13 protein-coding genes are annotated in these 12,311 nt (G+C 49.3%); 8 read left to right on the plus strand and 5 right to left on the minus strand.

Translation table 11 applies throughout. The features are described from left to right. Window positions 1-484: 484 nt before the first annotated feature. Entirely contained in the window at window positions 485-1,798 is a 1,314-nt protein-coding gene (locus P2W70_RS33965; protein ID WP_276486075.1) for a DUF2130 domain-containing protein, read from the plus strand. A 33-nt stretch (window positions 1,799-1,831) separates the two neighbouring features. Beyond that, entirely contained in the window at window positions 1,832-2,506 is a 675-nt protein-coding gene (locus tag P2W70_RS33970) for an SH3 domain-containing protein (RefSeq protein ID WP_276486076.1), read from the plus strand. Window positions 2,507-2,519: 13 nt separating this feature from the next. Here the strand turns inward: P2W70_RS33970 and P2W70_RS33975 are convergent, their stop codons facing one another. Then, window positions 2,520-3,158, minus strand: coding sequence for a 4'-phosphopantetheinyl transferase family protein (locus tag P2W70_RS33975; protein ID WP_276486077.1), 639 nt, complete (start codon window positions 3,156-3,158; stop codon window positions 2,520-2,522). A 71-nt stretch (window positions 3,159-3,229) separates the two neighbouring features. Between P2W70_RS33975 and dcd the strand changes: the two genes are divergently transcribed. Continuing rightward, window positions 3,230-3,766: a dCTP deaminase gene (dcd, locus tag P2W70_RS33980; protein ID WP_276486078.1), complete on the plus strand. Its 537-nt coding sequence runs from the start codon at window positions 3,230-3,232 to the stop codon at window positions 3,764-3,766. Here dcd and P2W70_RS33985 read toward each other — a convergent pair. Continuing rightward, a complete protein-coding gene (locus P2W70_RS33985) occupies window positions 3,763-4,842 on the minus strand; it encodes a DUF3810 domain-containing protein (protein WP_276486079.1) in 1,080 nt (359 codons plus the stop codon). The two genes, dcd and P2W70_RS33985, sit on opposite strands and share 4 nt — an antisense overlap. A gap of 187 nt (window positions 4,843-5,029) precedes the next feature. Between P2W70_RS33985 and P2W70_RS33990 the strand changes: the two genes are divergently transcribed. Continuing rightward, window positions 5,030-6,661, plus strand: a complete 1,632-nt coding sequence (locus P2W70_RS33990; protein ID WP_276486080.1) for an acyl-CoA carboxylase subunit beta — start codon at window positions 5,030-5,032, stop codon at window positions 6,659-6,661. Window positions 6,662-6,745: 84 nt separating this feature from the next. Further along, on the plus strand, window positions 6,746-7,219 hold the full coding sequence (gene rnhA, locus P2W70_RS33995; RefSeq protein ID WP_276486081.1) for a ribonuclease HI: 474 nt from the start codon (window positions 6,746-6,748) through the stop codon (window positions 7,217-7,219). Between the two features lie 60 nt (window positions 7,220-7,279). On the opposite strand, the gene P2W70_RS34000 is transcribed toward rnhA, so the two are convergent. Beyond that, window positions 7,280-7,861: a DUF6580 family putative transport protein gene (locus P2W70_RS34000; RefSeq protein ID WP_276486082.1), complete on the minus strand. Its 582-nt coding sequence runs from the start codon at window positions 7,859-7,861 to the stop codon at window positions 7,280-7,282. A 69-nt stretch (window positions 7,862-7,930) separates the two neighbouring features. Beyond that, complete coding sequence (manA, locus tag P2W70_RS34005; protein ID WP_338119871.1) at window positions 7,931-9,199, minus strand: mannose-6-phosphate isomerase, class I; 1,269 nt, start codon at window positions 9,197-9,199, stop codon at window positions 7,931-7,933. On the opposite strand from manA, the gene P2W70_RS34010 reads away from it, so the two are divergent. The 3 genes from P2W70_RS34010 (at window position 9,186) to xerD (ending at window position 11,111) form a co-directional block, all read left to right on the plus strand. Beyond that, entirely contained in the window at window positions 9,186-9,542 is a 357-nt protein-coding gene (locus tag P2W70_RS34010; RefSeq protein ID WP_276486084.1) for a YraN family protein, read from the plus strand. The two genes, manA and P2W70_RS34010, sit on opposite strands and share 14 nt — an antisense overlap. 162 nt (window positions 9,543-9,704) lie before the next feature. Continuing rightward, window positions 9,705-10,205, plus strand: a complete 501-nt coding sequence (locus P2W70_RS34015; protein WP_276486085.1) for a YkgJ family cysteine cluster protein — start codon at window positions 9,705-9,707, stop codon at window positions 10,203-10,205. Between the two features lie 3 nt (window positions 10,206-10,208). Then, on the plus strand, window positions 10,209-11,111 hold the full coding sequence (xerD, locus tag P2W70_RS34020) for a site-specific tyrosine recombinase XerD (protein ID WP_276486086.1): 903 nt from the start codon (window positions 10,209-10,211) through the stop codon (window positions 11,109-11,111). A 111-nt stretch (window positions 11,112-11,222) separates the two neighbouring features. On the opposite strand, the gene P2W70_RS34025 is transcribed toward xerD, so the two are convergent. Then, window positions 11,223-12,275: a T9SS type A sorting domain-containing protein gene (locus tag P2W70_RS34025; protein WP_276486087.1), complete on the minus strand. Its 1,053-nt coding sequence runs from the start codon at window positions 12,273-12,275 to the stop codon at window positions 11,223-11,225. Window positions 12,276-12,311: the final 36 nt, after the last annotated feature.

A 12,311-nucleotide genomic window follows, 5' to 3' on the forward strand; every position in this document is an offset into this window, starting at 1 on the left:
TTCCTTCAACAAAGATTAGGTAGTACTACGTTGAACGCTTGCGAACTTCCCACTAAGTACATGCCCAAAAACAAGCAAGACAAATGGCCGCATACAAGCAAGTCAATTACTACAACCTGCATCATAATGATTTGTGCACCTTATAAAACAAATACGCTATAGCACAAACGATAAGCAGTTTAAGATACCTCCCACAATACAGATGAAAAAGTCCCACAAAATTATTCGTCTCATCAATGCCTGCTATATATATAGCCGGTTAGCTTATTCTTTTAACAGAACACCATTTTATACTGTCCAATACCAATAATTGCTTACCCGCTTTTACAGGCTTTCGTGATCATCCTGCCAGTGCCTACCTGTTCGTTTTGTGCAGTCCTGATTGGCCGCTACTTGTTGCATCTCCCTATCAGATTGGAAACCATTGATTTTGCAAAATGATGCGCTCCTTTTTTAATTAACTTTGCACCCAAATCATCAGGGAATGGCTACGGATATAAAATGCCCCAAATGTGGACATCAGTTTGATATAGAGGATGCTGTATCGGAAGAATACAAGAAGGAGCTGCGCGAGCAGATGGTACAATATAAAAAGCAGCAGGAAGAAGCTTTCGCCCGTAAGGAGAAAGAAACGGCGGAGCAATTTGCTCGGAAGGAAAAGGAACAGACCGAACAGTTTGCCCGCCGCGAAAGAGACTTACAACAGCAGGCCCAGGCCGCTGCTACCGAATACAACCGGAAATTTCAGGAGGAAAAGGTCAAATTGCAGCAATCGCTGGAAGAAAACCTCCGTAAGAGCATCGGTGCCGATTACGAGAATCAGCTCTCCCTGCTGACCCAAAATAACAAGGACAACGAAGAGAAATTACGGACTGCCAGGTTGAAAGAGCTGGAATTCCTGAAAAAAGAACAGGAGCTGAAAACCAAAGAACAGGAGCTGGAATTGTCCGTGCAACGGAAACTGCAGGAAGAAAGGACCCGTTTATCGGAAGAGATCCGGAAAATGGAAGAAGAGAAGAATGCCAACCGGGAGATCGAACACCAGCTCAAACAAAAGGAACTCGAAAAGCAGTTGGAAGATCAGAAAAGGTTGATCGAAGAAATGAAGCGCAAAGCCGAACAGGGGTCCATGCAATTGCAGGGAGAGATCCAGGAACTGGCCTTGGAAGAAATGCTGAAAGCTGCCTTCCCCTTCGACATGATCAACGAAGTGGGCAAAGGTATCCGCGGGGCAGACTGTATCCTGACCATACGCAACCAGTTTGGCCAGGAATGCGGCCGCATTATTTATGAGAGTAAGCGGACAAAACACTTTGACAAAAGCTGGATCGAGAAACTCAAAGCCGATATGCGCAGCACAACGGCCGATGTAGCGGTGATCGTGAGCCAGGCCATGCCAGAACAGTTGAATAAGTTTGGCCAGGTGGAAGGTATCTGGATCTGCACATTCGGCGAAGCGATCGCCCTCTCACAGGTACTGCGCGATGGCATCATCAAGATCTACAACGTCTCCAAATCGCAGGAGAACCGCGGTGATAAGATGCACTTATTGTATGATTATTTAACCAGTAATGAATTTGGCGAGCAGTGGAAAGCCATCCGCGAAGGATTTCAATCGATGAAAATGTCGATTCAGAAAGAACGCGACGCCATGGAAAAATTGTGGAAGGCCCGGGAAAAGCAACTGGAAAAAGTGCTGCTGAATGCAGCGCACATCAAGGGCTCCATCGAAGGCATTGCCGGCAGTGAGAATATACAGTTGAATTTGATCGACGAAACTGATTTATTGGAAGATTAACCGTAAACTTGCGCCCCTATAAGTGCTATTCTTATGAAATATTTCCTCGTCCTTTTATTGTCCGTACAAAGCCTGCTGACCATTGCCCAAACCTATCGCAACCCTCCCCGCAGCGAAGTGAGCAAAGACAGCTCCTTGCGGAAATTTACCGATACACTCAAAGCCATTGTTGCCCGCAAAGATGCCCAGGCACTGGTCAGGCTGCTCAACCCTGCCGTAAAAGTAGCCTCCAACGGCGCGGCCAACGGAGTCAAGGGGTTCAAAGAGATATATGCGCCCCAACATGCCGCTTCTCCTATCTGGAAAAACCTGGAGGAAATGTTGACGCTCGGTGGCGTATTCACCGGCAAGGTCAACCAGGAGTTTATTTTCCCCTATGCAGCACACCGCGATATCAAGGATAAGAGCTGTCTGAATTGCGGCCAATGCGTCACCATCATTGCTCCTGACGCGCATGTACGCAAAAAAGCCGACCGTACTGCTCCTTCCGTGGGCGTGTTGAACTACGATATCGTAAAAGTGGTAACCGAACCGGTCAGTAAGGTAAAGGGAGGCAATGAAGAGAATTGGGTCTATATTCAATCTTTCGATGGTAAGATCACTGGCTGGGTACGCAACGATCTCACCTGGGATATCTGTGACTATCGTCTGTTGCTCGACAAGCAAAAAGGACAGTGGCAGATCAAATCACTGATTGCCGGAGAGTAGCCGGGACTCGCTACTAGGTCACCACCCAGGCCAACCCCAACTGATCGAATAACCTGGCCGTGAGGGTCATGGGAACTACATCACCTTTGCGGAACTCGAAAGGCATCGTAATCCACTCATTGACGCCGGATACAATTTCACCCGACAGGCGCATATGGTCCTTAAAATCGACCAGGCCCAGTCCGTACCATTTGTAGATCGCTTCCTTGGCACTCCACAACAACGTGGTAAGCTCCAGGTGCATTTGCGGAAGGTCTTCCCAAACGCGCAGAAAGGCGGCCTCCTCGCTATGCAGGAACTTCTCCGATATCCGACGTAGTCGGGGCGTAACAAATTCTACATCCACCCCTACCCGATAGCGATCGCTGACAATCGCTGCCGCAAAATTTCCACAATGAGATATAGAGAAGTGATATTGCTCGCTTTCGAGAAAAGGTTTGCGCGTATCGGCCACCAGGATCTCCGACAGGGGAAAGTCTTCATACAACGCAGGTAGCAAATACCGCCCCGCCAGGTGCTGTAAGCGTTTGTAGGGGTGCGACACATCTTTCTTAAGTGGTACACGCTCCAGAAAAAACGCCTCAGGCTCTTCGATACGCCAAATCCCCAGCCTGGTGTGCTCGTTGATATTATGTTGATAAAACAGTGCCAATGTATAATTTTAGCGATTACTTTCGTTATGGGAGCCCTAATTTCGCCTCAAATATAAAATAAGCATACCACATGATCTTGTCGGACAAGCGCATATTGGAAGAAATGGAGAAAGGAACGATTAAAATCGAGCCCTACAAGAGAGAATGCCTTGGCAGCAATTCGTACGATGTGCACCTGGGTAAAGTGCTGGCAACCTATCGCGAGCATATACTGGATGCCAAAAAACACAATACCATCGAGTCTTTCGAGATCCCGGATGACGGCTTCGTCCTCTATCCCCATGTCTTCTACCTGGGGGTAACCATGGAATACACCGAAACACATGCCCATGTACCTTTTCTGGAAGGCAAATCCTCCACTGGTCGACTGGGTATCGATATCCATGCCACGGCCGGCAAAGGAGATGTGGGTTTTTGCGGTAACTGGACCCTGGAGATATCGGTAAAACAGCCGGTCCGGATCTATGCCGGCATGCCGATCGGCCAGTTGATCTATTTCCCCGTAGAAGGAGAGATCGAAGTAAAATACAACCAGAAACAGAATGCGAAATACAGTGGCCAGCCCAACAGGCCTGTAGAAAGTATGATGTGGAAGAACAAGTTCTAAACCGCACCAGCACCATACTTTCTGTAATAAGCAATGAGCCACGCAATCACCTCGTTATAACTCAATTTACCTGAAGGCTGTTGATTAGCCTTCAGGTATTGACCATACAGTTTATCGATCACTGCCTCTACCGGATTGCGGTGCCGCAAATAGAACTCCTTCAGCTCCGCATAGTCTTTCTTCGCTCCCTGTGGCAAATGTTCTCTGAATTGCTTGGCCAGCATCGAATCCTGCCGGTACAGATAATACCAACTGTAAGAATACATATCGAAATACACCGAATACCGGAAACGCGCGTCGCTGGAAGATTTGGCGGCCAGGTAACCGGAAAAATTAGCCTCACTCTCTTTGGCATACCCCAGTTGATGCCCTATTTCATGACAGGTGGTAAATGGCTGCAGAAATACCGGTACAGTCGTGTTGACCTGCGCTTCTCCGGTAAACGGGTTGTAGTAGCCGGTATACCCCAGGTAATTGCCCAGGTAGCTATACAGGGAAGGTTTTACGGAAGAATGCCGGTAACTGATAGCTGGATGCCGGGGAGTCAGGCTATCATAGGCCACCTCGGCCCCGTCAAACAAGTAACGCTTTTTGTGCAGAGCTTCGCGGTCAATCCGTCCCGTGCTATCCAGATCCTGTAATCTGCTGACCAATACCTCCATCACCTGTACCAATTCTTCTTTGGTATACTTATCGACCTGCAGGCCCAGGTCGGCAGCAATGCCCGCCCGGTTATAATTCAGCCCCCAGAAAAGATTGAAAGAGACATAAACACACAATATGACATGCAGCAACAGCCGCCCTCCACTAAGCCAATAGGTGCGATCCGCTTTTCGCCGGATCAGGCGCTTCACGAGGTCGAACAATTTATACAACAGAAAGATGATTGCAGCTCCATACAGCAGATCACCGATACTGAAGGGTATCCATCCCAACAAAATCCGTTGTACGGCCGCCATAAGGGGATAGAAGCCATGCGCATAATACCTGTCGACGGCTTCAGGAAACATAGAAAAGACTTTCAACAATAACGCCACCCCAATTAACAGGAACAGCCATTTGTTTTTCTTCCACATACCCACTAAAAATAGTAAAATCTTTACAGTCAATGGAATAGTCCTTGTGTTAACTCCCTCCCCCCGGCATCAACCTTGCGTAAGCAGGTGTGTGCCGTTTGCCTGAAAGTCTTATTTTGTGGTACTTACCGGCCAGGGCATCAGTGTACCCACCTGAAACTGCCCCGGCCATTAAAACGCTTGTACTATGAACCTGGAATTTAACAAGAACGAAGATGCGATCAAGTTAGCGTTGAGCCAATTGCGCCAGCGGCTCGACCTGGTAGGCCTGGGCGGTGGAAAAAAGGCTATTGAAAAACAACACGAAAAGAACAAACTCACAGCCCGCGAAAGGATCGATTACCTACGCGACGACCATACTCCTTTTATTGAACTGGGCGCCCTCGCAGGTTGGGAAATGTATGCCGAGCAAGGCGGCTGCCCTGCTGGTGGTACGGTGGCGGGTGTAGGATATGTCAGCGGACGTCAGTGTATGATCGTAGCCAATGACCAAACAGTAAAGGCAGGTGCCTGGTTTCCGATCACCGGCAAAAAGAACCTGCGTATGCAGGAGATTGCCATGGAAAACCACTTGCCGGTCATCTACCTGGTGGACAGCGCGGGCGTTTTTCTGCCCATGCAGGATGAAATATTCCCCGATAAAGAACATTTCGGTCGCATCTTCCGCAACAATGCCCGCATGAGCGCCATGGGGATCACCCAGATCGCTGCTGTGTTGGGCAGCTGCGTGGCCGGAGGAGCCTACCTCCCGATCATGAGCGATGAAACCCTCATGGTGGAAGGCAATGGCTCTATCTTCCTCGCAGGCCCCTACCTGGTAAAAGCAGCTATTGGTGAAGACATCGACAGCGAAACACTCGGTGGTGCAGAAACACACAATGCCATCAGCGGTATCGCCGATTACAAGTTCGCTACCGAACAGGAGTGCCTGGACCAGGTGAAACGCATTGTGTCACGTATTGGCGGCAACGCCAGCATAGCAGGTCTCGATCGCGTTAAACCGGTCGCTCCGGCCAAATCACCCGCGGAGATCTATGGCATCATCCCTGCCGACCCCACCAAGGCCTACGATATGCTTGACGTGATCGAACGGCTGGTAGACAATTCCGAGTTCGACCAATTTAAAAAAGAATACGGAAAAACGATCCTCTGCGGCTATGCCCGCATCGACGGCTGGGCCGTAGGTATCGTGGCTAACCAGCGCAAGATGGTGAAAAGCAAGAAAGGGGAAATGCAAATGGGTGGTGTGATCTACAATGACAGCGCTGACAAAGCAGCCCGCTTTATCATGAACTGTAACCAGAAAAAGATCCCGCTGGTATTTCTGCAAGACGTTACCGGATTCATGGTGGGCTCCCGCAGCGAACAGGCAGGCATCATCAAAGATGGCGCCAAGCTGGTCAACGCAGTGGCCAATTCTGTGGTCCCCAAGATCACCATCGTGGTAGGCAACTCGTATGGCGCCGGTAATTATGCCATGTGTGGCAAGGCCTACGATCCGCGATTCATTTACGCCTGGCCTGGTGCCCGCATTGCCGTCATGGGTGGAGACCAGGCTGCCAAAACCTTGCTGCAGATCCAGGTTGCCGGCATGAAGGCCAAAGGCAAAACCGTATCACCCGAGGAGGAGGAGAAACTGTTGCAGGACATCAAAGGCCGTTACGAGCAACAAACAAGTCCCTACTATGCCGCGGCACGGTTGTGGGTAGACGGTATCATCGATCCGCTGACTACCCGGGAAGTTATCTCGGAAGGACTCGCAGCAGCCAACCACCAACCCTATATGGCGCCCTTCAATCCCGGCGTGATACAGGTGTAGATTTTTTTAATTGTCCGTTTTTGACGAACATTGCCGCCTTAATACCGTCACCTTAAACGAACAACCTTTTAATTTTTACTTGATTTGGCAAGCAATACAGAACTCGTGGTATACACTGATGGCTCCTCCCGCGGCAACCCAGGTCCCGGAGGCTATGGCGCGATCCTGATGTATGGAGGAAAAACCAAAGAATTATCTGGTGGATACCGCCGCACGACCAATAACCGCATGGAATTGCTGGCCGTGATTGCCGCACTGGAAGCACTGAACCGTGAGGGATTGAACATTACGGTTTATTCCGACAGCCAGTACGTAGTAAAAGCGGTCAAGGAAGGCTGGTTGAAGAAATGGATCGCTACCGGATTTGCCGGTGGTAAAAAGAATCCCGATCTCTGGACCCGCTATTATAAGCTCTCACAAAAACACAATATCAAATTCGTGTGGGTAAAGGGCCATGCCGATAACGTTTACAACAACCGGTGCGACACCCTCGCCACCACAGCGGCCGATGGTAAACACCTGCTGGTTGACGAAGGCTACGAGGCCGGCCAGGGATAGCATAAAAAAAGCCCGGCCAATATGTATTGGCCAGGCTCCGATCTTGTGGTGCGAAAAGACTTATGCGGCAGCAGGCACTTCAGCTACACGCTGCGTGCTCTTGCTCTTGTTGGTAAAATAGTAAACCCCGAAGAAGATGGCGCTGAAGAATATAGTGCCCAGCAATGATCCCTTAAAGAAAGGAACCGCTTGCGTGAAGCAATCAACCAATCCAGCCCAGGTCTTGGGATACATATTGTAAGGAATACCCATCCAGACAACAAGGTTCGAAATCAGGAAGAAATACACCGGTGCCACCAGCGAACCAGCAATGACATTCAGCACATTTACCTTTTTAAACAGGAACCCAACCAGTACTACAGATCCCATGATGATGTAGTTGATGATCTGACCTTCGTAGAAACCACGAATGGTACTGAGCCCCTGTGTATACAGTATTTCGTACATCACATCTGAAATAAAGAGGGAAAACAAAGGCAGACCGAAAGCCAGCGTTTTGTTATTACGGATGGCCATACCGCCAAAAAGGGCCATGGCAATTTGTGGGGCAAAACCCAGCATCCGGTTATCGACAACGCGATACACAGAAGCGGCAGCAATCAATACAAACAGGTAGATGATATTGGCTCTATTCAGTTTCATACGGGATAAATATCGGCAAATTTACGATAATTTATTGCTTTCAGCCTTAGAAATAGCACGAACGGGCTCTCAGGCGGGCACGGTAGCCACAAATACTTCCGTTCCTTTTACAGTATTGATTGTCAACGCTGTACCAGCTACTGCCAGTAAAGCTTCTCCTTGTTGCAGGCGCACGGTTTCAGCACCTGCGCTGGCGTCTACATCACCGGCATATACGAAGAAGATATCGACAGTAGTGGATGTTATGGTGGTAGTACCACCGGCCTTCAGCGTAATACGGTGCAATTCAAAATCTTTGGCTGGAGTAGGGAAGATCTCTTCGCCTGCCGAAGAACCAGGTACGCCGGTGATGACCGTCGGCACGATCGGCTCGAAACGCACATGCTTCATCAATTCCTGCACGTCGACATGTTTATTGGTCAATCCACCCCGCAGTACGTTGTCGGAATTGGCCATGATCTCCATATTCTGCCCTTCCAGATAGGCATGCAGGATGCCCGCGTCCTGGAAGATCGCTTCCCCGGGATGCAGGTTGACGACATTAAAGAAATAAATAGAGAAGATCCCCCGATCGATGCGACCAGGTTCACAAAAGGTATTGAAGGCACGGGCGGCCCAAAAATCTTCTTGTGCTCTTTTCAACGCACCCTTTTCATACAAAGGCAGGATTCGGTCGACCAGGGGCTGTAAATGCTCGTTTACGGCCTGCTGATCCATTTCCATGGCCGTTTTGTATAGTGCTGCGTAGTTTCCTTCGCCAAATACCGGCAGCAGAAAGCGCAATTCGGGCGTCGCTTCCAGTACCTGCTTCAATTGATCAGCTGTTTTGAAACCATGCAGCAGCCAAAACTCACTGAGGGCGTACATCAATTCAGGCTTATGGTTATCATCCTTATAATTACGATGGGGAGCGTTGAGCGCCACTCCCTTGGCGTTTTCAGCCGCAAAATCGGCTATTGCCGCTTGCTTTTCCGGATGCACCTGGATCGACAACATGTCTTTTACATCGAGCACCTTGAACAGGTAGGGCAGTTTACCAAACTCACCCTGTACTTTTTTACCCAACAACGCGGGATGCGCTGCCAGCAGGGCATTCAAAGGTTGTTGCTGACCATCGGTACCGGTCACTACAGCGGGAGCATTGTCGTGGGCTCCCATCCAGTATTCTGCAAAAGGTTTATTGTCGGGATTCTGCTGTTGTAACAAGGCAGGGATAAATTGGGATCCACCCCAAGTATATGGTTGAACCTTTCCCTCAAGCTTACTTATTTTTGTGCTGTTATCCATATTCCTGTTTAAGGGCGCAAAATACAAAAAGCTTGTCATGGCCCAACACATAGAAACCGGCAAAAAAGGCGAACAACTCGCTGCCAATTGGCTGCAACAACACGGTTATACCATTTTGCACAGCAACTGGCGTTACCAACATTATGAACTGGATATCGTTGCCACCCGCGACGACCTGCTGCATTTCATTGAAGTCAAAACCAGGACTTCGCTCGACTTCGGGATGCCGGAAGAGGGTGTCACCCGGCTCAAGATCCGCCACCTGATCAAAGCGGGGGCAGCTTACCAGTACCAGTATCCCGGCTGGAAACGTGTGCAGTACAATATCCTGTCCATCCTGCTAGTGGATCAGCAGCCACCGGAATACTTCTTTATCGAAGATATTTATGTATAGAAGTGTCCGACCCTGCCCGCTCCCTTATCCGCGCTGTCGCGTACCTGCTATCGTGGATACAATGTTCAAAAGAGATGGCGCCAGCAACGGGTTTCAGCGCCATTTTTGTAGACATTTGGATAATATTGCAGTAAATTCATACATCTAACCCAGTAAGACCAGATGGCATTCAATCTTCGTGCATACAAAAAGACCATGTTGCTCAACCGCAGTTCTTTCCGGCGCTTTCTTACCAAACTGGAAAAGACCCCACCCCGGCGGCTGGATCAACTCGCTGTAGAAACCGATGTGGAAGTATGGAAGGAAACGGATTGCCTGGCCTGCGCCAATTGCTGCAAGACCATGAGCCCTACCTTCACTCCCGCCGATATGAAACGTATCGCCAACCACCTGGAGATGGGTGTTGAGGACTTTAAAAAGAAATGGCTGTACAAAGACCGTAATGGAGATTGGGTCAACAAGAACCAACCCTGTCAGTTCCTCAATCTCAAGGACAACAAATGTTCCATCTATGAAGTGCGGCCGGCCGACTGCTCCGGTTTTCCGCACCATACCAAGCGTCGCATGGTCGACTATATCCACGTGTTTAAGCAAAATGTTGAATACTGCCCTGCTACCTACAAGCTGGTAGAGAAGATGATCGAAAAGGTGAAGACCAAGTAATCTATGTGGGAACCTTATAAGAAGGGCTTCCGGGCCTTTCTGCAACTCGAAAAATCACTATCCGATAATTCAGTCGAGGCCTATGGCCGCGACATCGAAAAACTAACGCAATACCTGCAGCAGAAGGGTATTGAAAAAAATCCTGCCGCCATCGAACTGGCCGATCTGCAGCAGTTCGTACATTGGGTGGCAGAACTGGGCATGACACCTACCTCGCAAGCCCGCATCATTTCAGGTATACGCGCCTTTTTCCAGTTCTGTTCGATCGAACAGATCGTCACCAACGACCCGACTGTTTTATTGGAAGCTCCCAAATTGAAGCGGGCGCTGCCCGATGTCCTCACTTTTGGAGAGATCGAGACCATCATCCAGCAACTCGACCTCAGCAAACCAGAGGGAGTCCGCAACAAAGCTATTCTGGAAACCATGTACAGTTGCGGATTGCGCGTAAGTGAGGTGATCAACCTCAAAATATCCCAGTTATACTTCAAGCAGGGCTATATCCGTGTACTGGGTAAAGGTGATAAAGAAAGACTGGTACCTATTGGGAAGAGCGCCATCAAACACATCCGGATCTACCAGGATGATATCAGGGTACATGTACCTATCCAAAAAGGACAGGATGACATTTTGTTCCTCAACCGCCGCGGTAGTAAGCTAACGCGCGTCATGATCTTCCTCCTATTAAAAGACCTCGTACAAAAAGCTGGGATCAACAAGAACATCAGCCCCCATACCTTCCGTCATTCTTTCGCGACCCACCTGGTAGAGGGTGGGGCCGACCTGCGGGCCGTACAGGAAATGCTGGGCCATGAAAGTATCACCACCACGGAGATCTATACGCACCTCGACCGCGACTTCCTGCGTGATACGTTGCAAACCTTCCACCCGGCCTTCAAACAATAAAAAAACACCAGCCGTAGATACGGACCGGTGTGTTTTTCCAGTGTGTAAAAAACCGATGGATCGTACAAGATCTTTGTGGGCACACAGGTAATTCTTGCAGCCCTAAGTCATTTATTGAATAACCAGTTTGGACTGGTATACTTCTTTTTCGTGCTGACTGGTAATGCGCATCCAATACACCCCATGACTCCAAAATGATCGCGTCACCAATGTCAGCGCCTGCGGAGATTGCACCACCTGCAAGGCCTGCACATGTACCTGTCGACCGGCCGCATCCAGCAACTCCAGTTTGTATTGCCCCCTTTGCTTCAGCTTCAGGGATACCGTTACCGTTCCTCCGCCAGCTACCGGATTTGGATACAGGGTAATACTTTTATTTCCAGGTAACCAGCCCGATATTGTTTTCTTAGCCAGTTCCACTGGCGACTCTTCTACCACCACAGCAACCTCCCCCACCCAGCTGGCATCATCAACCAATACCGCTGCTGAATTATGCTCGCTGACCACTTCCTCCAACTCAATGTCACGTACGATAAGTGAATCCGTGTTTATCGTACCGGCTGTATCAGTGACTAAAAATTGCCTGATAGTGTCTACCACTTCAAGAGCTGGCTTCCCTACAACACACGATTCAGGTATACCCTGGTACGCTACAATACTGATTCCCCCTGTTACCGCGTATTCAGTCATCACTACACCCGTTGTTCCGATCAACACTTCGACAGGCGGTTGCTTGGCCGCGTACCTCAACGCCATTTCCTGTAAAGAAGGTTTATTGATCGCGTGTGAAATACTCCAGAACGGCTTATCCGCTTTGATCGTAGTCGGCATAACTTCACCTAACATATAATCCCCAGATTGTGCAGAGGCTGGCTGGCCCGAAAGCAACAATGCGCCTGCAAGTACACTCCAGCCATAAGCGAAAGCAAAAGATCGTTTCGGCTTTTCAGTACGATAACTTTTATTCAACTGGTGGTTATGAAATCGACCACATACCGACGAAGTCGCCTGCTGCATATAGGTCAGCACTTCCTGATCACTCATGTTGGTGAAATCGACTACGATCTTTTGACAGGAACTGCAGTGACGACCACGATCCTGGGGTACCATCTGCTGCCAGTTTTCATGACAGGGTGAAGGAATACTGAGATGTAGAGCAGGCATAAGCGTTGGGTTTGATGATAAGATGCAACCGCCGCA

The sequence above is a fragment of the Paraflavitalea pollutisoli genome, from assembly GCF_029360705.1.
In the GTDB taxonomy this organism is placed as follows: Bacteria; Bacteroidota; Bacteroidia; order Chitinophagales; family Chitinophagaceae; genus Paraflavitalea; species Paraflavitalea pollutisoli.